The sequence below is a fragment of the Pectobacterium atrosepticum genome, assembly GCF_000740965.1.
Classification (GTDB): Bacteria; Pseudomonadota; Gammaproteobacteria; order Enterobacterales; family Enterobacteriaceae; genus Pectobacterium; species Pectobacterium atrosepticum.
In genome coordinates this window covers 3,738,254-3,764,474 of record NZ_CP009125.1, presented here as the reverse complement: position 1 = coordinate 3,764,474, position 26,221 = coordinate 3,738,254, and the positions used below count along the sequence as shown (strand labels likewise).

Sequence of the window (26,221 nt, the reverse complement as noted above, 5' to 3'; positions counted from 1 at the left end):
GATGAGCATCGAGGTTATTAAAAACGATCAACTGGGCGATCTGCTTTTTGACCACGCCCGACAGCTAGATATGGACTCCGATTACTGGTTCCGCCTGCGTGGACAAAGCATTAATCCGATGGTTGATACGGTCACGCCGCTGCTGGGCATGGTGGAGCGAGTACGCCAGCTCTCTGCTTATGAGGGCGTGGAGGATCTCTATCAGCGCGTGGTGTCTGAAATTCAGGCCATCGAGCAGGAATTGCATTCTCATGGCTATGAAAACGGCGTGATTTTGTCCTTCCGCTACATCCTCTGCACCTTCATTGATGAAGCCGTGATGGGACGGGAGTGGGGCGGGCAAAGCATGTGGTCGGCCCACTCCCTGTTGACCCGTTTTCACAATGAAACCTGGGGAGGCGAAAAGGTTTTTGTCCTGCTGGAGAAGCTGCTGGACGATCCCACCCGCTATCGCGACATCCTAGAGTTTATCTACCTTTGCCTCTGTCTGGGCTTTGAAGGGCGCTATCGGGTGATGACTCAGGGGCGTGAGGAGTTGAACCGCGTCGTGAGTAAGTTACATGACACGCTGCGCCCTGAGCCTGCTAATTCGCCGACGGTCTTCCACTTGAATCTGGGGCAGCAGGCCTCGCGTTACCATCTGCGTAGACAGGTGTCATTGCGCACGCTTTTTATCGGCGTTTTTGTGGTCTTAGTGGCCGCATTCGGCCTGTACCGTTACGAGCTAACTCATCAAACCCAGGACGTGCTGCGTCAGCTGGGAGAATTATTACAATAACAGGAGCTACACCGTGATTCGAATTGAACTGCCGACACTGGTTGAACGACTCAACCCCGTGTGCCGTCATATGCTGGAAGAAGCGGCGGCACTTTGTATTCAACATCAGGGAGCGGAAATCCGTATTGAGCACCTGTTGATGAAAATGCTGGAAACGCCGCTGTGTGATGTGCGCCAGATCCTTAAGCGTGCGGGTGTCGATGCGGATGAGCTGTCTTCGCTGCTGTTACCTTCTTCCGTGGATAAAGAATTTGATGCGGGCTATCCCTCATTCTCTCCTCTGCTGGTGGAATGGTTACAGGACAGCTGGCTGCTGGCCTCGGCTGAATTCCAACATGCGCAGCTGCGCAGCGGCATCTTGCTGCTGGTTTTGCTGCTGACGCCAAATCGCTATGTAGCAGGGGCGGTATCCCGCCCGCTGGCGCAGATTAACCGTGAGCTTTTACGTCAGCAGTTTGATGAGTGGGTCAAGGATTCCGTTGAAACGGAGGTGGCGACGCGCTCTGCTACAGCGGAGCAGGCTGCGGCGGCGACTACCCAGCTCTCTCGCTATACCCAAAACGTGACGGAATCTGCCCGACAGGGGCAACTGGATCCGGTGCTGTGTCGCGATCATGAAATCGATCTGATGATCGACATTCTCTCCCGCCGCCGTAAAAACAACCCGATTGTGGTAGGGGAAGCGGGCGTCGGTAAAAGTGCGCTGATCGAAGGGCTGGCGCTGCGTATTGTGGCGGGTGCCGTACCGGAAAGATTGCGGGATGTAGAACTGCTCACGCTCGATCTGGGGGCGATGCAGGCCGGTGCGTCAGTTAAAGGCGAATTTGAGAAACGCTTCAAAGGTGTGATGCAGGAAGTGAAAGATGCGCCACGCCCGATCATTCTGTTTATCGATGAAGCGCATACGCTAATCGGGGCCGGCAATCAGGCTGGCGGGCTGGATGTGTCCAACCTGCTCAAGCCTGCGCTGGCACGCGGTGAATTGCGTACGATCGCGGCGACGACCTGGAGTGAATACAAAAAATACGTCGAGAAAGATGCGGCGCTTTCCCGTCGCTTCCAGCTCGTCAAGGTCGGTGAACCGAACGCGGAAGAAGCCACCGTTATCCTGCGTGGGCTGCGCAGCATCTATGAAAAAGCACACGGCGTACTGATTGATGAAGATGCACTTCAGGCGGCGGCGCAGCTGTCGGCGCGCTATATCTCCGGTCGCCAACTGCCCGATAAAGCCATTGACGTGCTGGATACCGCGAGTGCGCGCGTGGCGATTAACCTGACGACGCCACCGCGTGCAGTCAGCCAGCTACAGACTCGCCTGCATCAGCAGAAAATGGAAATCACCCAGCTTGAGCGTCAGGCGCGCATCGGTCTGGGTAATACTGAAGAGCGGTTAGTCGAACTGCGTGACGCCCGCGAAGCGGGGGCGGCATCGCTGGCACAGCTGGAAGCCGATTGGCAGCAGCAGAAAACACAGGTTCAACGCGTGATTGAACTGCGTACGGCGCTGTTGGATGACGAGCAAACCGTCGACTTTGATGCGGTATCGGCAGCGGCGGAACTGGCTACCTGTGAGCAAGCACTGGAAATACTTCAGCAAGCTTCCGTGCTGGTCTCTCCCCACGTCGATAAAATGCAGATTGCGGCAGTGATTGCCGAATGGACGGGCGTGCCGCTGAACCGAATTTCACAGGGTGAAATGGATATCGTCACCCGCCTGCCTGAATTCCTGGGAGAGTCGATTAAAGGGCAGCAGTTAGCGATTGCCCAATTGCATAAACATTTACTGACTGCGCGTGCGGATCTCCGTCGTCCGGGGCGTCCGCTAGGTGCTTTCCTGCTGGTGGGGCCAAGCGGTGTCGGTAAAACGGAAACTGTGGTTCAGATTGCCGACCTGATGTTTGGTGGACGTAACTATCTGACCACCATCAATATGTCGGAATATCAGGAAAAACATACGGTTTCACGCCTGATCGGTTCGCCTCCGGGCTACGTCGGGTTTGGCGAAGGGGGCGTGTTGACCGAAGCCATCCGTCAGAAGCCGTACTCCGTGGTACTGCTGGATGAAGTAGAGAAAGCGCACCCGGATGTTCTGAATTTGTTCTATCAGGCGTTTGATAAAGGTGAACTGGCCGATGGTGAAGGCCGTGTCATCGACTGCCGCAACGTGGTGTTCTTCCTGACGTCCAATCTCGGGTTCCAGACGATCGTGAACTACGCCGAGCAGTCGGATGTGTTGCTGGATGCGCTCTATCCCGAGCTGGCGGCCTTCTTCAAACCTGCATTATTGGCGCGTATGGAAGTCATTCCTTATCTGCCGCTGGCGCATGACACCATGGTCGAGATCGTACAGGGCAAATTGTCGCGTCTGGTTTCTCTGCTGCAACAGCGCTTTGGTGCGGAAGTCATCATTGAAGACGAGGTGCCGGAAGAGATTCTACGGTTGGCGAACCGCAGCGAAAACGGGGCTCGTATGCTCGAATCAGTGATTGACGGAGCCTTGCTGCCACCGGTTTCGCTGCAGCTACTGCAACGCATGTCTGCGGGTGAACCCGTTAGCCGTATTCATTTCCGCGTCGAAGCCGGCCAGTTCCAGACTGAGGTGGAGGGCTGAGTATGCAACATGCCCTCGAACTGGCGTTAGCACTCACCCGACAGCATGATGAAACCAGTCTGTGCGACTGGCTGCTGGATACGATGCAGGCCGCCTGGCAACCGCAAGGAATGCTGCTGGGGATGGTGGATGTCAGCGGCAGACAGCTGATCTGTCAGGGGCGGGTGCATGAGACGCCGGTGGCGCTGAGTCTGGGGGTTGATGACTTTAGCCATCCGCTGGCTTATGCGCTGCATAAGAATCAGGCGCGTACCTGGGATTCTCTTTATGGCGGTGCTCGTATTGAGCACCGTGAATTTCGGCAGATGCTGGTCTCTGTCGGGACGAGTTGCGGGCTTCACGCGCTGCCGCTGTTGTCGGACAGCGGTAAGCCGCTGGCGGTATTAGCGCTGTTGGATACGCCGACGCGCCTGCAAACGCTGCATCAGCGAGGCGAATGCGAGCGGCTGGCGCAGGTGTTTTGCCGCCAGCTTATGCTGCTGCGTGAGCTGGTACACACCCGACGGGAACAGGTCGCCTTGAGAGATTCTCTCCGCCAGATTAAGGATGAAGGGCAAAGTCGTCGCAAGCAGGAAAAACGGGTGGAAGCCACCCTGATTGGCCGATCTGTCGTGATTAAAGAGCTGCATCAGCAGATTTATCAGGCGGCAAAACACCGTCTTTCAGTGCTGATTCAGGGCGAAACAGGTTCAGGGAAAGATGTGGTGGCACGCTTGCTTCATGAGTGTTCCGAACGCGTCGACAAACCCTTTATTGCTATCAACTGTGCCGCAATCCCCGAAAATCTGATTGAAAGCGAACTGTTTGGCTATCAGAAAGGGGCGTTCTCTGGCGCACAAAGTAACAAAATTGGTCTGGTTGAGCAGGCTAACGGCGGCACGCTGTTTTTGGATGAAGTCGGCGATATGCCGCAGTCCATGCAAGCCAAGCTGTTAAGGGTATTGGAGACACATAGCTTCCGCCCTCTGGGCGCGGAGAAAGAAGTTCATTCAGATTTCCGTCTGATTGCCGCGACGCACCAGCCGCTGGAACAGCAGGTGTCTGACGGCGTGTTCCGGCAGGATCTCTATCACCGCCTCTGCCAGTGCCTGTTGCTGGTCGCGCCGCTGCGTGAGCGGCCAGATGATATTCGTCTGCTGTGCGAGCACTTCATCGGTCAATTTGCAGATAAACCATTTTCGGATGAACGACAAAAGCCCATAGGGCCATTGAGTCGCGCTTTCCTGCGCCAGCTCGTGGGGTACGACTTTCCCGGCAATGTGCGGGAACTACGTAACCTGCTGGAAGTGGCGTGTGCACATACGCCGAGCGGTGAAGCGCTGTCCTTGACATCGCTGCCGCCCGAACTGCGTGACCGGCTGACGAGCAGCACGGCTGAGGAACAGGATTGTTATCAGCATATCCACGATTTGCGTATAGCCACACAGCGGTATGAAGCGGCTGTGATTGAGGCACGCCTGCGCCAGTTTCAGGGCAACCGCCTGCTGGTAGCCGATAGCCTCAATATCCCTAAACGCACTCTTGACCACAAATGCCAGAAGCTGGAGGTGAATTGATGTTTCTGACGATGGCTCCCCTACTGTTGGCAACTGCCGCGATGCCCGATCCCGCCTGGCAGTCGTTATGGGAACAGTGCCGCAATGAAACGACTTCAGAGCTCCGACTGGCCTGCTATGACGCACTAGGCCGAGAAGCTGAACGCACCGGTACGCTGTCCCCACAGGGAGATAGAGCGACTACCAGCGGAGCGTTTCAACTGGGACGTGAAGCGGATAGCGACGATATGACGCTCACCCGCGTGCTGGCCGATGGCAATACGCTGGTGATTAGCTGCGCCAGCAATATTACGCACCTGCGCTTAACGCTCAATGAACCTTGGGCAGGAGAATCTGTTACGTCACAGCTTGATGGTGTGACGGTATCCGACAGTTGGTTTATTCGTAACCGCGGGCTGCTGCTGGAGTCAGGGCGCGGCCTGCCGGCGATTGATACGTTAAAGCGCTGGATTGGGCATCGTGAGCTGGTACTTAACGGCACAGACGGTCACGCGCTGCGTATCGAACTGACTGGTCTGGGTGAAGCATTAGCGCCGCTGCGTCAGCAGTGTCACTGGTAAAGGAGGCGTTCATGCATGCACATCCTTGGTGTAAACGCCTGCAAACCTCGTTGCCGGATGAGAGGTTGCGCGCGGCGGTATTGGCTGACGATCCGCTCTGGGAAAAGGTAGAAACGGAGCTGGTCAAGCTAGGATCGCTTGCGCATAACCAGGTCGATCTTAACGTGGTGGCGGGTTATTGCCTGACGTTACTGGAAAGCAAAACCAAAGACATGCGGGTACTGGTTCAGCTACTGCGCTGCTTACAGCACCCCGCTAAAGCGACACCGTTTTCTACCGCGCTGATGCTGCTGGATAGCTGGCTGGAGAGTTACTGGGTTACTGCCTGGCCTGCCAGCCCGGTTCAGAAACAGAAGTTGATGATCCAGATTATTCGGCGTTTTGAGGGCGCGATCCCTCGTATTGCGGAGACGGCATCCAGCGCAGAATTAGAGCAGTTACAGAAATTAACCGAGCAGGTGGCGACCCGCTGGGGCGAACTGGCCAGCGACAAAGCGGCGCTGATGGATGAACTGGTGCAGAGCTTTAAGCGTGCCAGGCAGCGGCAGCAGGCGCAGGAACAGGCGAATCAGACGGCGAAACCAACCTCGGCAGCCAGCGGTAGCTCAGGCGGAAGTGAAACCAGTGCCAGCGCTGCCTCGACGCCAGTCAGTTCGGTGGAGATTAACTCATCTGATGAACGCAGTTGGCGACAAACTCAGTTGAACGTCGCCGCATTGCTGGTTGAGCGTCATCCTGATTCACCGATGGGCTATCGTCTGCGACGCCATGCTATCTGGTCCGGTATTGCTACTCCGCCGATGTCGTCGAAGGGACATAAAACTCAGTTGGCACCCGTCTCGTCAGACCGCGTGGATGAATACCAAAGTGCGCTTGCACAAGCCGATTTGGCGCTGTGGGAACGTATAGAACAAAGCCTGGTGTTGGCACCTTACTGGTTTGATGGCCACATGCTGTCTGCTTCGGTGGCATCTCGGCTGGGGCATACCTCTGTCGCCACGGCGATGGCTGAAGAGCTTTCTGCCTTTATTCAGCGTTTGCCTGAACTGCGGGAGCTGGCGTTCAGCGATGGCGCACCATTTTTGACTGGGAAGTGCAGCCAATGGTTGCAGTCCAGCCAGCCAGTGCGCGGCGGTGGCGGTGCGCGGCAGGACGATCTGGCAACAGAGGCTGCCTCCTGTCGGGATGAGAAAGGCATCGGTGCGGCGATGTTGTTACTGGATGAACGTATGCGTCGCTTGAAAGAGCCTCGCGATCGCTTTTATGCCGAGTTGGTACTGGCGGATTTACTCGCCGAAGAAGGGATGAAATCACTGGCAGCACAGCACTATCAGCACATGTGGCAGGAAAGCCAGCAATTGGGCCTGATGCAATGGGAACCGGGAATGGTCAGCCGCGTGGAGCGGTTGGCGGCAGCCCGTAAAAAATAAGACATTCGGAGTGAATGGTCACTTATGTTTAAAACAATCATAACCTTTCTACGCAAGCAGTTGCCTAAACTGAAACCCTCCTGGCTACTTTTGGGAGCGCTACTGTGGGTCGTAGTGTTGGTTCTAGCCTGGTGGCTGGGGCCGCGTTTGACGGTGGGCGAGTCACGCCCGTTGCAGGGAATCTGGGGCCGCGTGGTGTTCACGCTGGTCTGGCTGTGGTTGGCGTTCTCCTACAGCGCCTGGCTGGTCTGGCGTCGCGTGCAGCAGATGCGCGCAGAGCGCCATGAACATCAGGTGATTGAGCAGGATCCCTTACAGGTGTATGTCGACAGTCAGCAGACGTTTCTCGATCGCTGGCTGGAGGCATTTCAGACCCAGTTGGGTAAAAAAGCGTTGTATGCGATGCCCTGGTATTTGACGATTGGTCTGGCCGGTAGTGGCAAAAGCAGCCTGATCCATCGCGCCAATCCGGCAAACAAAATGAATCCAAAGCTGGATGCCGCGCTGCGAGACGTAGCGGCAGGCCAGCTGGTGAGTAGCTGGGTCGGGGAATCCGCTGTCATCTGGGATCCTAGTGGACAATTACTGGCGCAGCCTGAGCTGGCGGGTGATTCGCTCGGGCTGCGCCATGCCCGACTGTGGCAGCACCTGCTACAGTGGCTCAGTGAAAATCGTCGCCGCCAGCCGCTCAATGGTCTGGTTCTCACGCTGGATATTTCCTGGTTGGCACAGGCCGGTGTCGCGGATCGTAAAGCCTATGCGCAGGTCATGCGCGCGCGTTTGCAGGAAATTTCTGTCAACATCAATACGCGCTTACCGGTGTATATCGCGCTGACTCGACTGGATATGCTGAGCGGCTTCGATAAGGTCTATCGCCAGTTAAACCGCGATGCGCGTCAGGCCATTTTAGGCGTGACGTTTACTCCGCAGGCGAGCAACAGCAAAGGTTGGCTGGAAGAACTAGAGCGTTTCTGGGACGAGTGGGTCACGCACCTGAATGACAACCTGCCAGACATGCTGCTGACGCAATCGGACAGAAGTGTGCGCAATTCGCTGTTCTCGTTCGTCCGCCAGTTGGCTGGAGTGAAAGATTACGTGATGGAAGTGCTGACGGAAACGTTAGCGACGGGCGAGGATCGCGCGTTCCTGATCCGTGGCGTCTACGTCAGTTCTGTCTATCAACAGGGGGTGCCGTTCGATGCTTTTGCGCAGTCGGCTTCCCGACGCTATCAACTGCCAGAGCCGATTAACGCTGCGCTGCGCGGTGAGTCGAACACGTTCTTTGTGCAACGTCTTTTCCCTGATGTCATTTTTCCGGAGGCCAGTCTGGCGGGGGAAAACCGACTGCATAGTCTCTATCGTCGTCGTCGGCTCAGTATCGGCGTGGGCTGTATGCTGCTCGCCAGTCTGGCGCTAGTCGGCAGTTGGCACCATTTCTATCGGGTCAATGAAGAAGCCGGACGTAATGTACTGACGAAAGCGCAGGCGTTTATCGGCACCAATGAGCTGGAAGGGCAGCCGGGCTATGGCTATCAGCAGTTGCCGCGTCTGAATTTGATTCGTGATGCGACCTTATCCTTTGGTAATTACCACGAACGTACGCCGCTGCTAGCCGATCTTGGCCTGTATCAGGGCGGTAAGATTGGGCCTTATGTTGAAGGCACTTACCTGCAAATGCTGAACCAGCGCTTTCTCCCTGCGGTGATGCAGGGGCTGTTGGAAGATTTGAATCAGGCACCCGCTAATAGCGAGCAAAAGCTGACGATTCTGCGTGTGATGCGGATGTTGGATGATGCGTCAGGACGCAATAAAGTGCTGGTCGAACAGTTTATGGCGCAGCGCTGGCAGAAGGCGTTTCCCGCACAGGGCAATGTGCAGGAACAACTGATGCAGCATCTGGATTACGCCCTTGAGCATACCGACTGGCATAAGGCCCGTGAGCAAAAATATGCGGCGGCGATCAGTACCTTTACGCCATTTAATCAGCCGATTACGTTGGCTCAACAGGAGCTGAGCAAGCTGCCGATGTATCAGCGCGTTTATCAGAGTTTGGTGATGAAAGCGACGCAGGTGCTGCCGCCGGATTTAGCGATCCGTGATGAAGTCGGCCCGACGTTTGATCCGGTGTTTTCCTTGCGTAATGACAAAGCGGGAAGTGTGCCGCGGCTGCTGACGTATCCCGGTTTCAGTGATTATTACCTCAAGCAGGACAAAGCGCTGTTAGAACTGACGGCATTGGACGCCTGGGTTCTGGGCCAGCGTGAGCGTGCGCAGTTTAGCGAGGCAGACCGTCGGGAAATTCTGCGTCAGGTGAACGATCGCTACATTACGGATTACATCAACCAGTGGCAGAAAGTGTTGGCGAACATTGATGTGCAGACGCTCGATACGCCGGAGCAGGCGCTCGATATTCTCACGGATATTACCGGCAACGATCAGCCCTTCCAGCGAGTGTTGACCACGGTCAGTGATAACACCCGAATCCGTAAGCTGTCCGACGATGATAACGACACGGCGCAAGGTATCAACACGCGCACTGGTCGTCCGTTTATGACTATCAATGCGGCACTGAGCGGACGTGGTGAGCAGGGGCCATTGGTGCAAGAGGTTAATCAGAAGCTGACCGACCTCTATCACTACCTCGATCAGATCGTCAACGCGACCGATCCAGGGCAGGCAGCGTTGAAAGCGGTGCAGGCGCGGCAGGGAAATAAATTTGCCGATCCAGTCTTCGCCTTACAGCAATACGCCCGTAGCCTTCCCGCGCCACTGGATCGCTGGGTAGGACAATTAGCCGGAGAAAGCGCCAGTCTGGTGACTGGGCTTGCGATGTCGTCGCTGAATCAAGAGTGGCTGGATAAAGTTGTGACGCCATTCAATGAGAAGCTGGCGGATCGTTACCCCTTCGACCCGTCATCGAACAAGGATGTGCCGCTATCGGAAATGGAAATGTTCTTCATGACTGGCGGGACGCTGGACAGCTTCTATCAAACCAACCTCAAGGCGATGATGGAAAGCGGCATGCTGGAAGAAGGGATGGCGTCGCCTTTACAGGCTGAGCTGGTGAAACAGCTGGAGCGTGCTACCCGCATCCGCCAGACCCTGTTTAATGCGCAGGGTAGTCTGGAAGTGCACTTTGTTCTGGAGCCGCTGGAACTGACGGCGAACAAGCGCCGCAGCGTACTCAATCTGGACGGACAACTGCTGGAATACAGTCACGGTCGTCGTCAGAAAACGCCGCTGGTGTGGCCAAACAGTATGCGAGATGGGGCTGAGAGCAAGCTAACTCTGGTGCCGGACGATCGTGAGCGCTCACCACGTAGCCTGAGCTTTAGCGGGCCGTGGGCGATGTTCCGGTTAGTCAACAGCGACCAGCTAACGCAGGTTAATGAGAACACCTTCGACGTGCGCTTCTCGCTGGAAAACGGCGCGATGACGTATCGCGTATATACCGATGCCAGCCATAACCCGTTTGCTGGTGGTCTGTTCAGCCAATTCACGCTGCCTGACTCGCTTTATTAACTTAACTCTCGGGAGCCTGCTCAGGCTCCCTATTGCTGGATGATGTGATATGCAAGATGCACAACAGGCCCTGAAAGTGGGCCGAGATCCACGGATGCTGCCGGAATTTGACGCACTTCGGGCGGAAATTAACAAGTTGAGTCACGCGTCTCGTCCCGATGTGGATTGGATGCTGGTACACGATATGGCCACCACCATCTTTGAAAAACAGGGTGTGGATCTCCAGACTGCGATCTATTTCACTCTGGCGCGCTCACGGCTGGCTGGATTGACGGGCTTCACGGAAAGCTGTGAGTTTCTGGCGAACCTGATCGTGACGCAGTGGGATAACTTCTGGCCGCCGGTGCATCAGGAGCGGGCACGTATCGAGATGCTGGACTGGTTCATTGCCCGCATCAGCGAGGTGGTGCGGCAGTACGCCATCAGCCATGAACACAAGCGGCTGGTTTATCGTTGCGAACGTGCGCTGCAACTGATGAGTGAAAAACTGCATAATTCCGGCTTGAGTCGTATTCCTCGCGTCGAGAATTTGCTGCACTTCGTCGAAGGTTATACCCATTTGTTTGATGAAACCGAGATTGTCATTGTGTCGGACGATCAGGAACTGAGAAAGCAGGATATGCAGATTCCACCCATGGTGTTCTTTCATTCAGACATGGAACCCGGCGCAACGGTGCAAAGCGGTGGTTCATCAGGCTCGGGTCAGGCTGCGCTGCCCGCGGGTAGCATTCTCATCGGACGGGAGAAGGGGCAAATGAAACCGACGGTATTGAAAATTGAGGCGCATAAAAAGCAGAAGCCAGCTTGGTTCTGGTTTGTCTCCGGGTTGCTGACTTGCGCGCTACCTGTCGCCGCTATTACGGGGTGGCAGTATTGGCAGGAACAGAAAGCCGATGCGCTGGCATTGCTGCAACAGCCCGCGTACGCCTTGCCTACTGCCCCCGACCATAATGACATTCGCCGGGTGCGTATTGTTCTGGGTGAGCAGAAATTGCAGGGCATGGAAGGCGAACTGATCAACCGTTATCAGGCACAGCTGGAACAGGTGAAAAATGCGTCGCCTTTCTATCTGTACCAGTACGGCAATGGGTTGAAAAACGTGATGCAGCAGCTCTATCCCGATTCGCTGGCGGTGAAGGAGATGGAGCGCCAGTGGCAAATTGCGCTTGAACGCCAGCAGGGTGATGAACCGAAAACACAGGGTTACGAACAGGCGCGTGCCAGAGTCAACGAGACGTTGCAGCAACTGCTGGAACTGGAGCGTCAGCGGCGGACGGTGACGATCTCCTACCTGAAATCAAAACTCTACGATATGCAAAAAGATCTGATATCGGACGTCCCCTTTGGGATACGGCTGCGGGAACTTGAGGCGCGTAAAATCAAGAGCCAATCGCTGACGCCAGCGGAGCTACGCGGTATGGAAGATGAGCTGCGCGCCTTCAATATTCGCTTGTACCGTTTGCAGCAGGGTAATTCTGCCAGTTGATTATCGTGAAGGGAAAACCGCTGAGCCCATGATGAAATACAACAAATTATTGATAGTCCTGTCGGCCTGCTGGCTGGCGTCATGCCAGGCACCCGTGACGTCGCTGCCTGAATCGGAGTTAGTGGCGTCAGCGAACCGCGGAAATGGTGAAGCGCAATATCAGCTGGCAAAGACGCTAGCCACACGTTCCCAGTACACCGAGGCGATGCAATGGATGCAGAAGGCGTCTGGGCTGTCTGAACTCCCCGGAAATGCAGAAATGCGCGCAGCTGCTGCGCTTCAGGTCGGCGATTGGTATCAGGCCGGGTTAGGCGCGCCAAAGAATAGCCCGTCTGCCCGCCAGTGGTGGGGAACGTCCTCACGTCTGGGAAATGGTGAAGCGGGGCATCGGCTCGGTATGGACTGTCAGGTTCAGCATCAGGGAAAGCTGGTAGCAGCCTGCCTGAATGCGTTTGAGTCTGCAGCGGCGAATGGCTATCCCCCCGCGCAGCTGATTGTTGCTCAGTGGCATGCTACGCATGCGGGCGGTGAAAAAGAGGCTGTAGTGTGGTTGCTGAAGGCTTCTGAACTTGGCAATCGGGATGCGCAATATCAGCTAGCGCAGCGCTATGAGCAGGGCAACGGCGTGGTTATCCGTCGCGATCTGGCCGAGCGCTGGTATTTCCGTGCCGCGACGCTCGGTCAGGCACAGGCGCAACGGTGGATGGCCCTGCATGAAGACGGTGAGAATGCGTTGAACTGGTATCAAAAATCCGCGTCATCAGGTGATTCGGAAGCCCAGCTTTGGCTGGGCAAGGCATACCGCGAAGGTAAGCGCTTACCTTGGGATGAGCAGAAGGCGCGTTACTGGCTGGAACGTGCTGCGTCTGGAGGATCGGGCGAAGCAGATTATTTACTTAGCCAGAGTCAGACAACCCATGAAAAGCGTGAACATTATCTGGTTCAGGCATCCTCTGCGGGCTATATCCGAGCGCAACGTGAACTGGGTGAGCGACTATTTAAAGTGAGCGAATTCGCGCGTGCGCGTGAAGAATATGCCAAAGCGGCTTCAGCAGGAGATGCCGAGTCACGACTGGCCTATGGCGAGATGTTGCGGCTGGGACAAGGCGGTAAAGAGGATTATGTTGAAGCGATGAAGCAGTATCGTCTGGCGGCGAATGACGGTAACCGTATGGCTCAGTATCGTATGGGGATGATGCGTCAGGATGGGCTGGGGGCATCCCGCAATCGTATTCATGCTTACGCCTGGTATGCCATGGCGGCGACGGAGGGGATGAGCGAAGCCATCCATGCGCGTAACGATCTGGAAGCGACAATGCAGCCTGATGAAATCAAAGCCGGACAGCGGCTGGCGATGCACTGGTCGTCAGGAAAGACAGAGTAATCCACTGCGGATTTGTTGGTGGTAAATAGCTGATGAATAGTTAAGGTAGAACCGATAAATCATCACGGTTTAATGAGATCGTAATGACAATAACAGGCGGGTGTTGCGTGATAGCAGCACCCGCTTTTTTGTTGTTATTCCGCGATCTGCACGCCTATTTTTCATCATAAATGAAAGTGATTACTTACTTATATTCTTATAGGAAATGAACAAATTATCGCCATATATCGTTCTTTACTATTAATGATCACTATTTTAATTGGTTATTTATTTGATTAATTCAGCACTAATAAAAACTTTCAGAATAACTGCGCATTCTGCGCAACTTCTTGCTCACTTTCTGGTGTAAATCACTTTTTGCGCAATGTTTGCAAACGATTCGAGAAGTCTGCGCAACTTATTGCTCAAATTTTGCTTAGGGGGAATTTTAGTTAAGTTATTTTTCATTAAAAACAACAAGATAAAAATTGGCATGGGGATTGCTATACAGACGGTGAAGTTACTAAACCCGTTTAACTATTCCCCGTTTCAACAACAAGGAGCAAGACTATGCCAACTCCATGCTATATCAGCATCGAAGGTAAAACTCAGGGCAATATCACCGCTGGTGCCTTCACATCTGATTCTGTCGGCAACATCTATGTGGAAGGCCACGAAGACGAAATGCTGGTACAGGAATTCAAACACATTGTAACCGTACCGACCGACCCGCAGTCTGGTCAGCCATCTGGCCAACGCGTGCACAAGCCGTTCAAATTTACTGTCGCGCTGAACAAAGCGGTTCCGTTGATGTACAACGCCCTGGCGTCTGGCGAAATGCTGCCGACCGTGACCCTGAAATGGTACCGCACGTCAGTTGAAGGTAAACAAGAGCATTTCTTCTCTACCGTACTGACCGATTCCACCATCGTGGACATCGATTGCAAAATGCCACACTGCCAGGACCCGTCCAAACTGGATTACACCCAACTGATTGAAGTGTCGCTGGCTTACCGCAAAATCGACTGGGAACACACGGTTGCAGGGACTTCTGGCTCTGATGACTGGCGTACGCCGGTCGAAGCGTAATTCCTATCTAACCCGGGCTTGCCCGGGTTTTCTGTTTTTTCACTGATGTGAGTCGTGGTGTGAGCAGACTCAGACCACAACTCAGGTTTTCATGTTAATCAGGATAGCAACATGCCGCTCCGAGGGAACCCGAGGCGTGCGGTAGCCATGGTAACAGCACAAGAATAATAAGGAGAAGGCGGATGGCAAACAGTACAGGATTACAGTTTACCGTAAAGGTCGGTGCTCTGGAGGCCGGCACCTTTGCGGTGGTGGATTTCAGTCTGGATGAGGGGTTGAATCGGCCCTTCAGCCTGTCGCTGAGTCTGGCGAGCGCGTTGCCGGATGTCGATTTCGGTGCGGTGCTGGATCAGCCGTGCGAACTGATGATTTGGTATGAAGGCGAACTGAAGCGTCGGGTCAGCGGGATTATCAGTGGGTTTACTCAAGGCGACACCGGATTTCGGCGCACGCGCTATCAGGCGGAAGTCCGTCCGGCGCTGTGGCGACTGGGTCTTCGCACCAACGCCCGCATCTTTCAGGCGCAGAAGCCGGAAGCGATTATCGGCACATTGCTGGAAGAAGCAGGCATTACCGACTACGCGTTTGCGCTGCGCCATGAGCACGCCGTGCGGGAATACTGCGTACAGTATCGGGAAAGTGATTTAGCCTTTATCACTCGGCTGGCCGCAGAGGAAGGCCTGTACTTCTTCCACGAGTTTGAGGAGGGCAAGCATCGAGTGGTGTTTGCCGATGATGCGGGTGCGCTGACCAAAGGGCCGGAGCTGTTCTTCAATCTCGCCACGCAGGGGTTAAGTGAGGGCGAATATGTCCGGCGTTTCCACTACGCGGAGCGGGTGAGCACGGCCGAAGTGGAACTGAAGGACTACAACTTCAAGACGCCGGCTTACGGACTGTCACACAAGAAGATGAGCGGTGAGCTGGAGCACCAGCGTGAAAGCTATCAGCATTACGACTATCCGGGACGTTATAAGCAAGATCCGAGCGGCAAGGCGTTCAGCGGCTATCGTCTGGATGCGCTGCGCTCAGGGGCGGTGACAAGCGAAGGGGAGTCCAACTGCGCGGGGCTGATGCCGGGCAATACCTTTACCCTGACGGAGCATCCGAATGCGACGCTGAACGCAGTGTGGCAGACAGTGAGTGTGACGCACGTCGGGCAGCAGCCGCAGGCGCTGGAAGAGGAAAGCGGCGGCGAACCGACGACCATGAGCAACAGCTTTGCGGTGGTGAAGGGCACAACGACGTGGCGCGCGGCGATGCCGTACAAACCGATGGTGGACGGCCCGCAAATCGCGACGGTGGTGGGTCCGGCGGGTGAAGAAATTTACTGTGATCAGTTCGGCCGGGTAAAACTGCAATTCCCGTGGGATCGCTATGGCGCGAGCAACGACCAGAGCTCTTGCTGGGTGCGCGTCAGTCAGGGCTGGGCGGGTGGCCAGTACGGCATGATCGCTATCCCACGTATCAGCCATGAAGTGATCGTCAGCTTCCTCGAAGGTGACCCAGACCAGCCTATTATCACTGGGCGTACGTTCCACGCGACCAACCCGACGCCGTACGTTTTACCCGCACATAAAACGCGCACGACGCTGCGTACTGATACGCACAAAGGCAGTGGCTTCAACGAACTGCGTTTCGAGGATGAGGCGACGCGTGAACAAATTTACTATCACGCTCAGAAAGATATGGATGGTGTCATCAATAACATCCATCGGCAGAGTGTGGGGCGCGATCAGCATCTCAGCGTCGCTCAGGATCAGTTCCAACGAGTCGATCGTCACCGTCACCGAACGATAGGCAAAGATGACTTTGAAAATATCGGTCAGGATCATCATCAGGAAATTGGCCGGAGTTTTATTCAGAAAATAGGCTCTTCGTTCAAGCGCTTTATCGGTGGGGGAGAGATTACCCGTATCGAAGGGAGCCGCCAGACCACGATGTCCGGTTCTGAAGAGACGCTGATCGGGGCGCATCAGCGTATTCTGGTCAATACGGACAGCTACCTGAAAGCCGCAGATATCGTGCTGGAAGCGGGGCAGGCTCTGACTATTAAAGCGCCTGGCGGTTTTATCAAGATTGATAGCGCGGGTGTCACAATTTCCGGGACGATTGTGAAAATCAACGATGGTGGTGCGGCTGGCGTAGGGACTGCGCCGGTGTCGATTACGCCAGAAGACCCCTCGAAGCCTACGCTGCCGGATGCGCCAGACAGACGTTAAGGAGGAACTATGCCAGGTGCTGCACGTTTAGGAGACAGCTGCGTAGGTCACGGTTGTTTTCCTGCGACCCCAATTATTGAAGGCAGCGGTGATGTCATCATCAATGGCAAACCAGCGGCCCGTAAAGGTGATGGGGTTTTGCTCCATGCTTGCCCTTGCCCGAATATGCCTCACGGCGTACACAATCGAGCGATATCTGCGGGCTCCGGTACGGTCATCATCAATGGAAAGCTGGCGGCGCGTATCGGTGATGCGATCGGCTGTGGCGGCTCGGTTGCTGCTGGCAGCGGGAATGTGATCATTGGCGACTCGCCTTATCAGTCCCCGGTTAAACCGTGCGCCGAACAATCGGCCAAAAGCCGCGCGCCTCTGTTGGCATTGACGCCAATGCTGTTGCCGACATTAATGGAATGGGCTTCGGTCGCCGAGTTGCCCATTCTTGATGATCTGCTCTCTGTCGCACAGCGTAAAGAGCGCTATCTGGCTCGTGCCAAGTTGGCGACCGAGGCGGCGACGCTGCCGGGATTAGCCGATGCGGCAAAGCGGTTGGCGTTTAATAACGACAGCATCTTGCGCGCGGAGGCGGCTCAGTACGTTTATTCGGTCGATGAATTTCGACGAGGAGTGCTGGATAAACTGCCTAAGGCTCCGGTTGGTCTGGAACTGCTGGATGTCCAAAAACTTCCTGGTTTGACGGACAATGATTTTATGGATAAGAAAACAGGGTTTGGTTCTGCCCTGTTCAAATCAGCGATTAATGGTGAAACCATGTTGACCTATAGGGGTACCAATAATGCGGTGACGGGAGTGAAAGACTGGTTGACTAACGCCACTCAGGGTATGGGATTTGAATCAGCGCAGTACAAACAAGCAATGGATCTCGCGACTCAAGTCAAAGATCTGATGCCAAATCCTCCACCTGTTATTGTTGGCCACTCTCTGGGGGGCGGGTTAGCCTCTGCAGCGGTCAGTGCGACAAAACTTCCCGGCTATACGTTCAATGCCGCAGGATTACATGAGAATACTGCCTTGCGAGGTGGTGGTGCGACATTGGCAGAAACGGCATCATTGATTAAAACACAAGCGGTTGATGGCGAGATATTAACCATGGTGCAAACCTACGGTAAAGCTTTGATTCCAGGCTTGCTATCCGGTGCGGGCGCATTGATTGGCGGAACCGCCGGTGCGGCGCTAGGGGGCGTTATCGGTGTTGCAAAGCTACTGGGAGGGGGGCTGCCGAAAGCAAGCGGTGATATGATGGCGCTTCCCGCTGTTGGCGGTTCACCGATTGCGCGTCACGGTATGGATCAGGTAGTTGCGGGTATTGAAAGCCAGAAAAAGGAAGATATCGGGAAGATAACCAATACATTCAGGGGAATATAATGCAATGGTTGGCACGTATAAAATGGGTAGGCGTCGTTATTCTGGGATTATTAACCGCTTGTCAGGCAGGAGGACACAGTATGCGGGCGAGTGAACTTTTTGAACCACCAGTGGTGGCGGTGCTGGAAAGCATTCAAAAAGGTGACGAATCAGCAGCCCGTCATCAGCTGTCACAGGGCGTTAACCTGAATATTAAGGGAAAAGAAGGTGTTACTCCGCTGTTGTGGCTGATTTATGAGACGAAGGATAAAAAAGCCGTCACGCTGGCGCTTAAACTGGGTGTCGATCCAAACTATAAAGACGGATTTGGCGACAGCGCAGTTAATTCCGTGGCGGGAGCCAAAGATCCAGATTGGCTTCGCATTATTCTGGATGCTGGTGGCGATCCGAATGCAATTGGTCGTCGTGGTCAGCCGGCAATATTTAGTGCCATTAATGAGCAACGGTGGGCTGATATTAAGCTACTCGTTGAGAAAGGGGCTGATCTGAATTTAGAAGATCAAAATAAAAGAAATAGTGCGCTTTATGCCGCTTATGTAAATGAATACGAAATTGTGTATTGGTTGATTGAGCAGGGCGCAAGTTTCGATACCTATTCTTCAACCGGCAGTAGCTTGGCGTGGCGTGTACACGACAGCTTATCCATTATGTCCCCTAAATCACCTCACTATCCTTGGGCGCTGAAGGTAAAACAACTGTTACTGGATCACGGTGTTAAATTCCCACCATTGTCGCCTGCTGAAGTTCGGGAGCGTTGGGAAAAAGGAGAACCTCTTTGAGATGGTGGTATTGGCTGCTGGCTAGTCTGCCACTATTAACCGCTTGTCAGGCAGGAGGACACAGTATGCGGGCGAGTGAACTTTTTGAACCACCAGTGGTGGCGGTGCTGGAAAGCATTCAAAAAGGTGACGAATCAGTAGCCCGTCATCAACTGTCACAGGGCGTTAACCTGAATATTAAGGGAAAAGAAGGTATTACACCGCTACTGTGGTTGATTTATGAGACGAAGGATAAAAAAGCCGTCACGCTGGCGCTTAAGCTAGGTGTCGATCCAAACTATAAAGATGGATCTGGTGATAGTGCGGTGAATCGAGTATCTGGTGTTAAAGATCCTGATTGGCTTCGTATTATTCTGGATGCGGGGGGTGATCCGAATGCAATTGGACGCCTTGGGCAGCCAGCAATATTTAGTGCTATTAACGAAGAACGCTGGGCCGATATAAAATTACTTGTGGCGCGTGGAGCTGACGTAAATTTACCTGATGAGCAAAAAACCAATAGTGCTCACTATGCTGCCTATCTTAACCAGTATGAAATCTCACATTGGCTGATTGAGCAGGGCGCTAATATTAATACCTATTCGGCTACGGGAGCTAGCTTAGCGTGGAGTGTTGAAGACAGCTTATCTATTATGTCCCCTAAATCTCCTCACTACCCTTGGGCGTTGAAGGTAAAACAACTGTTACTGGACCGCGGTGTTAAATTCCCACCGTTGTCGCCTGCTGAAGTTCGGGATCGTTGGGAAAAAGGACTGCCGCTGTAATTTTATTTCGATTCGTGGTTTTTATTATCTATTTTGTGTCATAAAAAGAAACTGCACTTACCGACCAGATAATCAGTGTGATTAACTGGTCGGTGCTGTGACTATTAACAAAATAAATAGTCGCTCATCGTATTAAAAATTATCTCATTTATTTACAGGCAAATAGCGATGATGGCAAACGGTTATACTCTGTTTGAAATCAGCCAGTTTGATGCGCCTTTGTACGCTATTATCTCACCGCTGAGTTATCCCAAATTACCTGAATATTGGCAGGCCTTTCAACCTGCGGCGGCGGATATATGGCAACAGCTGCATTTTGGCAAGGATGCTGAAAACTGGCAGATGTGGGCACCTATTGTGGTGAAAGTAGAAGAAGCTAAGTCAGGAGAAACCTTGTTGCATTGGCTGACCGATACACAGCCAGAGCGGCATGGTGGTGTGATTCTTACGCATAGCGCACTGACATTACAGCAGGTTGCTGACTTTTGGCAGACGCGTATTTTCTGTCTCTGGCCTGATGGTACACGAGCGCTGTTTCGTAGTTATGTGCCAGACGTTTTATCGACCTGGTGGCCAACCCTTGACCTTGCTGCTCAAACTGATTTTCTCGGTCCTTTGAATAATATCTATTTGCCTGTAGCGAATAGTGAACGAGGGGAATATCAGCTATTCGCACAACAAGAGGGTAATAATAAAAATAAGAATGAAGTTAATAAAGAGTACCAAATTAATTTAACGAGTTATCAATATTATCTTCTCGCCAATGACAATCGATTACACCGATTAGCGAATGAACTCTTTCTTTTTGTCAGTGCGCAATGTGTTTTTCCTCTGGATGTCGAAGTAGTAAAGGCCCGCTTCATTAGCGGTATTGCATTAGCTGAAAAATATTACTCTAAAGCCAGCGAAGCGGAATGTGAAGCCTGGTCTGCTCATCGCTGGGTACTCGGTAGTGAATTCTATTTACACCCGATTTTTATTCATCTGACTGAACGTTATTCGATTGCGGACAGTATTCGGATTTTTAAATCTGAGCCTGAACGTATTGAAAGTGTACAGCTTAATTACCATCGCCCCGGTTGGATGCGGGGAGAGTTACCTGACATGACGGAGGTCACGCTGTGAGTGTATCGCAACCTTTCCTTGAACTGACGCCGGAAGATGATGCCGTCTGGCAAACGCGTGTCGCTCAGGGTGGCTGTTTTGTTATTGCTGAGGCATCAATGAATGATGCGGTGCCTTGGCTAGCCGAGCGCTGGGGAGGCAGCCTGGAACAGACGCGTTTGTACTGGGGGGAAACGGGGCGCGTTCATGCGTCGGTAGCGCCGTATTGCATCCCGCTTAACGCTGCTAACTGGTCGCAGGTGAAAGAACACATTATCACCCAGTCTGGTTGGGGCATGGGTCTGCAACTGGAATGGTTTATGCAGGCGTACTCGCCGCTCGATCAATTGCTTGAGGTAACGAAGCATCTGCGGCAGTGGAGCCTGGTGGCCTCACCTTCCGGGGAGAATGTCATTCTGCGCGTTGGCGACTGGCGGGTGGTGAATCAACTGCTATCAGCCAGCTCTGTACAAGAAGCCTGCGCGCTCTATGGCCCTATAGCCAGCTTCTGCGATATTTCACCTGATGGAACCGTACGTGCTTTAAATTTGACAGCCCGCGAACCCCACTCCATTCCTGACATCCTGCCGCGTCAACTGAGCGATGAACAATGGCAAGCCATCATGGTGCCTTCTGAACATCAGAATCTGGCACGCTATAGCGAACACCTGCGCGCTTACCATGCTGGCTGGCAACATGCGCCTGACGATGAACTACAGACATTTACCTACCAGCAGGCGGAACAGGCGCGGAACAATGGCTTTAACAATGACCGCGATATTGTGCGCTGGCTGGCATTGGCGACAGAGCTCTCGCCGGAATTCATTCATCAGCCCTGGGCAAAAAATATTCTGATACAGCCAGAATACATCGGCACGCAAAGCCGTATGGATCGCCTGTATCAGGCAGCAATTGACCACCTGGACGAAGCATAAAATAAAAAGGACGTCATTTCATGAGTCAGGATAAACAGGATTCATTACACCAAAGTAGTGCTGCTGCGGAAAAAAGGTTTTCAACGGATAAAATCATTCAAGGGGGGTGTAAAGAATGTGAGTGTGAAACCTTTGTTCAATATGTCTATTCGTCAGGGGATCCTGTACCAAATGCTCCTTTTGTTTTAACCGATAGCAAAGGGAATAAAACGGATGGGCAAACGGATGGAAGTGGGTACTTTAAAGTCCAAGATATGGCATGCAGTACTTATCAACTTGATATTAAAGAAGGTTCAGATGATTTTGATTCCCCTGATACCGTAGAAAATAATCCGGTACTTCAAGCTAATCCCGCTCATGCTGCATTAGCAGGAGAGTATTTTACCCTTTATTTACTGCTGCATGAAAAAGGGATTGTAGAGTACGACACTGAAGACAGTGAACGTTATGATGAAGTAAATGTTGATGATAGTACATTGAGTGGACGATTTTTTTCTAATGTTGAAGATAAATATCAGCTAGCCTATGACCGCTTTCAAACATTAAAAAAACAGATTAATGCAGGGGATCGTGAATTCAAGCGAGCAATTAATAAGATTCATCATAGTTTGTCGGCAGAGGTTGCCGATCAGACAACAGAAACAGCGGTTTTGTTGCTTTGTCAAATTATTCTCGGTTTTATCCCTGTTGTTGGTCAAGCACCCGATGTTTATTTTATTGGTGAGTGGTGCTGGGCCGCCTATAAGAAACCAGATAACTTGGAAGATAACTACTTTCTTGCTGAAGGTGCACTGAATGTCGTAGGTGTTATTCCTGGTCCAGGACATGCGCTAAAAATTGCAGGGAAATCTGTTGTCCGTGCAATGAAAGCATTAGAAAAAAGTGCGTTGGATAATCAAGCTGTTCAACTGGCTGTTCGTGAAATTAGAAATTTGTCTAATGGTAATATTGTTCGATGGTTAATGGACTTCGCAGAAAAAATTAATAAAGAGGCTAAAGAAGCTATAAATCTGCTCAATAAAATAATTACTGCTATTGAATTAATGGTAAATAATGCCGCAAGTTCAGCAAAAAGTTGGATTGTTGCATTTGCAAAAGATAGTTTTTCTGCGATTTGTGGTGTTATTAAAAAACTCATTGATAAATTTAAAGAAATTGTTGATGAGATTATCCTGAAGGTTAATGCATTTATTGGGAAAATAATTACCAGAAAATCAGGAGAAGCGATAGGTAAGGGAAAAGCTATAAAACCTGAAATTAAGGTAGCGGATAAAACACCATCAGACGTTGATGGGACTCCCGGCCATTCATCATCTACCGCTAACACAGCTGATGGAAATACCTGCTCTACATCAAATCAATGCAAAAGTGAAGGTGAACCGGTCGATATGGCCACGGGTTATATGGTGGAGTGGCGTACTGATTTCCAACTGGCAAGTATTTTACCGTTGGTGATGAAACGCTATTACCGATCTGGTGGTGATAGGAAGCCTAGTTTATTAGGCGCACTATGGCGTAGTAACTGGGATATGAGCCTTACACTTGAAGACGGTGTGGTGACGCTGACTGACGGCGAGTTCAATCAGGCGATCTTTGTTTTGCCTATTGAGGGGGAATCCACTCGTTCGCCATCTAACCCGCAATGGCGTCTGACCCGCCAACAGGGACGGTTGATTTTGCAAGATGCCGGTAGCTTGCGCTATCGGTTTGAGCACGCCAGAGGGATGGAATTATGCTTAACATCAATAGAGGATCGGCAGGATAACCAGATCTCGCTGATTTGGGAGTTTGGCATATTACGCTGGGTGGCTTTGCCTGATAATCGCTTGATTCATGTGGAAACTCATCGTCAACGTATTACTTGTTTAACGTTATGCGATACTCATCGCAAGCCTTTGAAAACACTGGCTAGCTATACCTATGACAGTCTCGGGCATTTACTGAGCGTGCGAGCGGATGAGGGGCGTAACTTTGATTATCGTTATTCTCCTGAAGGTTGGCTGCTGCGCTGGTCGGATTTAGCGTTGACCTGGGTTGAACACGACTACGATAAAAAAGGTCGTGTAATTCGTGATAGAACCTCGGAAGGTTACTGGCCGGGGCGCTTTGAATATGATGATGATACTCTGACCAGCCATTATTATAGCGGGTTTGGTGGAGTGATCAGCTATGTGCGCGATGAGCGTAATAATATTCTGTTAAAGCGTACGCCAGATGGTGGTGAGACCCTGTTCGAGTGGGTGGATAACCAACTGGTGGCGGAGACTGACCCGCTGGGCGGCCGTACGGCGTATCAGCGTAACGACTGGGGGCAGGTGACCGAGGTTGCTTTGCCGGACGGCGCCACACATCAGTATTTGTATGATGACAACGGGCAACTGTTGGCCTATACCGACCCGCTGTGCAGCGAATGGCACTACCAGCGTAATGCGGCCGGGCAGGTTGTGGAGGTGAACGACCCGGAAGGGCGTGAGTGGCTGTATTCTTATGGCGAAACGGGACAGCTGTCGACGGTGATAGGGCCGGACGGCGTGTTGCAGCGTTATCACTATAACCGCCGTGGCCTGCTGAGCAGTCTTGAACGGGATAATGCGCCACCGGTAACGTTCCGGTATGACGACCTTGACCGCCTGACGGAGCGACATATCGGGCATGAAGCGGGCGTGCAGGTCCGGCGCTGGGAATATGACGGTGTGCGCGAGTCACCGTCGAAGGTGGTGTACGAAGACGGGAGCGAGACTCGGTTTGGTTATGATGTGGAAGGTAACCTGACGGCAGTGACGGATGCGCTGGGTCAGCGCTACCAGTTCCGCTATGGGGCGTTTGATAACCTGCTGGAAGCGACGGACCCGTTGGGCGCAACCGTTCGCTACCACTACAATGCGGAAGCGGAGTTCGCCGGGGTGACGAACAGTCAGGGACGGGACTGGACGTACGGTTTTGACCACAGCGGTCGGCTGAGTGAGGAGCGGCATTACGACGGCCGGGTATATCGCTATCACTACGATGTAGCAGACCGTCTGGTGCAGCGAATGGCACCGGATGGCAGTGCTCTTCATTATGAACATGATACAGCAGGGCGGATAACGCGTATCACGGCGCGGAGAGCGGACGGGGAAACGGACGGCATCACCGAACTGGAATATGATGTTGCCGGTAGGCTGACCCAGGCCGCCAGCCCGGATGCGGTGGTGGAATACGCCTATAACCGGGCGGGCCAGGTGACGTCGGAGACGGTCAACGGCGAAGCGGTGCAGAGCGGTTACGACGCGGGCGGTCAGCGTGCCATTGTCGACGGCATTCTGGCACCACTGCAGCTGGCATGGCAGTCGGGGCGGCTGTCGTCGCTGGGTATCGGTTCACACCAGCCGTTGCAGTTCAGCCATACCGCAGCGGGTGAAGAGCAGCGACGCAGTAACGGCAGCGGGTTTGCATTACGCCACGAGTGGAGTCCGACGGGGCTGCTGCAGCGTCAGGCGCTGGAAGGGGCGGACGGGCGGGTGAGTGACGTGCTGGAGCGTCGTTATCAGTACGATGTGCTGGACCGTCTGACGGGTATCACCGACAGCCACTGGGGTGAGCAGGCATTCCGACTGAACGGGGCGGGTCAGGTGACGGCAGAGCGCCGTGATGAGGGACGTCGGCGTCAGGCGCGGCTGTTTGGCTACGACAGCGAACAGAACCTGTGCGAGGTGTCGCAGATAGCGCCAGGTCTGGGTGAGACGCTGAAGGTGCAGGATGCGGTGGTGCAGTCGTCGGCACGGTACGATGCGGCAGGCCGGGTAATCGAGCGGGGCCATACGCAGTACCGGTATGATGACTGCGGGCGTCTGGCGATGAAACGTGAAACGCGTCCGGGGTTCAGGCCGAAGGAAACGTACTTCGACTGGGACGTACAGGACCGACTGGTACGGGTGAGTCTGCCGGACGGGGCGCGGTGGCGCTATCGTTACGATGCGTTTGGTCGCAGAGTCAACAAGGTGCGCGAGGGGCAGGTGCCGTCGGCGCAGGCAGTAGCGCGGGTGGCGTACCGGTGGGATGGCGACCAGCTGATTGGTCAGCAGCAGTACCGGGCAGACGGCTCCGCAGCGCGGGAAGTGCAGTGGGTATATGAGCCGGGGAGCTTCCGGCCGCTGGCGCAGGTAGAAGCGCAGGGCGACAGCACACAACTGCACTACATCGTCACTGACCTGACAGGAACCGCGAGAGAGCTGTGCAGCGAGGAAGGGGAAGTTCGCTGGCGTGGGGAGCAGGGTTTGTGGGGTGCGCATCGTGAAGAGCGACGGCCCATCCCGCTGCGGCGCTACCTGGGTGATGCGGCGAATGAAGAAGTGTACTGCGAACTGCGCTATCAGGGGCAGCTGTACGATGCGGAAACGGGGCTTTACTACAACCGACATCGTTACTATGATGCGGAGAGTGGGCAGTATCTGTCACCGGACCCGATAGGGCTAGCGGGAGGGTTGAGACCGCAGGGTTATGTTCACAACCCGCTCACTTGGGTTGACCCATTGGGGTTGACTGAATCTGGATGTAAACAACCGACTTCCCCTGATATTGACCCTAAAGACGTAGCAGGTAAAAAGCCCGCTGAAATTGATAAAGTAGCAAGAGATGCGGGCCTTCAACCTAAAGGGCCAAA

At 53.5% G+C, this 26,221-nt stretch carries 15 protein-coding genes and 1 pseudogene; all 16 read left to right on the top strand.

All coding sequences use genetic code 11. The features are described 5' to 3' along the window. The first annotated feature begins 1 nt into the window (after position 1). Positions 2 to 778, top strand: coding sequence for a type IVB secretion system protein IcmH/DotU (gene icmH / locus GZ59_RS16630; RefSeq protein WP_011094945.1), 777 nt, complete (start codon positions 2 to 4; stop codon positions 776 to 778). Positions 779 to 791: 13 nt separating this feature from the next. After that, positions 792 to 3,389, top strand: a complete 2,598-nt coding sequence (gene tssH, locus GZ59_RS16625; protein WP_011094944.1) for a type VI secretion system ATPase TssH — start codon at positions 792 to 794, stop codon at positions 3,387 to 3,389. 2 nt (positions 3,390 to 3,391) lie between these two features. After that, the gene (locus GZ59_RS16620; RefSeq protein ID WP_039293282.1) at positions 3,392 to 4,945 is read left to right on the top strand and encodes a sigma-54 interaction domain-containing protein; all 1,554 of its coding nucleotides are present in this window, start codon (positions 3,392 to 3,394) and stop codon (positions 4,943 to 4,945) included. Continuing rightward, positions 4,945 to 5,505, top strand: coding sequence for a type VI secretion system-associated protein VasI (gene vasI, locus GZ59_RS16615; protein WP_039293272.1), 561 nt, complete (start codon positions 4,945 to 4,947; stop codon positions 5,503 to 5,505). Before GZ59_RS16620 ends, vasI begins: the two co-directional genes overlap by 1 nt. Positions 5,506 to 5,516: 11 nt before the next feature. After that, complete coding sequence (gene tssA, locus GZ59_RS16610; protein ID WP_039293269.1) at positions 5,517 to 6,935, top strand: type VI secretion system protein TssA; 1,419 nt, start codon at positions 5,517 to 5,519, stop codon at positions 6,933 to 6,935. Positions 6,936 to 6,959: 24 nt separating this feature from the next. Beyond that, positions 6,960 to 10,457 carry a type VI secretion system membrane subunit TssM gene (gene tssM / locus GZ59_RS16605; protein ID WP_039293266.1) on the top strand — a complete coding sequence of 1,166 codons (3,498 nt, stop codon included), beginning with the start codon at positions 6,960 to 6,962 and terminating at the stop codon, positions 10,455 to 10,457. Positions 10,458 to 10,506: 49 nt separating this feature from the next. Continuing rightward, entirely contained in the window at positions 10,507 to 11,943 is a 1,437-nt protein-coding gene (locus tag GZ59_RS16600) for a VasL domain-containing protein (protein ID WP_039293263.1), read from the top strand. Positions 11,944 to 11,971: 28 nt separating this feature from the next. Beyond that, on the top strand, positions 11,972 to 13,327 hold the full coding sequence (locus GZ59_RS16595; protein ID WP_039293260.1) for a tetratricopeptide repeat protein: 1,356 nt from the start codon (positions 11,972 to 11,974) through the stop codon (positions 13,325 to 13,327). Between the two features lie 549 nt (positions 13,328 to 13,876). Beyond that, the gene (locus tag GZ59_RS16590; RefSeq protein WP_039293256.1) at positions 13,877 to 14,395 is read left to right on the top strand and encodes an Hcp family type VI secretion system effector; all 519 of its coding nucleotides are present in this window, start codon (positions 13,877 to 13,879) and stop codon (positions 14,393 to 14,395) included. 182 nt (positions 14,396 to 14,577) lie between these two features. Further along, a complete protein-coding gene (locus GZ59_RS16585) occupies positions 14,578 to 16,614 on the top strand; it encodes a type VI secretion system Vgr family protein (protein WP_011094936.1) in 2,037 nt (678 codons plus the stop codon). 9 nt (positions 16,615 to 16,623) lie between these two features. Next, complete coding sequence (locus GZ59_RS16580; protein ID WP_011094935.1) at positions 16,624 to 17,997, top strand: PAAR domain-containing protein; 1,374 nt, start codon at positions 16,624 to 16,626, stop codon at positions 17,995 to 17,997. A gap of 80 nt (positions 17,998 to 18,077) precedes the next feature. Further along, on the top strand, positions 18,078 to 18,776 hold the full coding sequence (locus GZ59_RS16575; RefSeq protein WP_039293252.1) for an ankyrin repeat domain-containing protein: 699 nt from the start codon (positions 18,078 to 18,080) through the stop codon (positions 18,774 to 18,776). Positions 18,777 to 18,841: 65 nt separating this feature from the next. Next, positions 18,842 to 19,540, top strand: a complete 699-nt coding sequence (locus GZ59_RS16570) for an ankyrin repeat domain-containing protein (RefSeq protein ID WP_080708294.1) — start codon at positions 18,842 to 18,844, stop codon at positions 19,538 to 19,540. A 168-nt stretch (positions 19,541 to 19,708) separates the two neighbouring features. Then, the gene (locus tag GZ59_RS16565) at positions 19,709 to 20,665 is read left to right on the top strand and encodes a DUF4123 domain-containing protein (RefSeq protein WP_011094932.1); all 957 of its coding nucleotides are present in this window, start codon (positions 19,709 to 19,711) and stop codon (positions 20,663 to 20,665) included. Further along, entirely contained in the window at positions 20,662 to 21,579 is a 918-nt protein-coding gene (locus GZ59_RS16560) for a DUF4123 domain-containing protein (RefSeq protein ID WP_011094931.1), read from the top strand. The genes GZ59_RS16565 and GZ59_RS16560 overlap by 4 nt, the downstream gene beginning before the upstream one ends. 20 nt (positions 21,580 to 21,599) lie before the next feature. After that, positions 21,600 to 26,121, top strand: a pseudogene (locus GZ59_RS16555) (RHS repeat-associated core domain-containing protein); the annotation flags it as partial. Positions 26,122 to 26,221 lie beyond the last annotated feature (100 nt).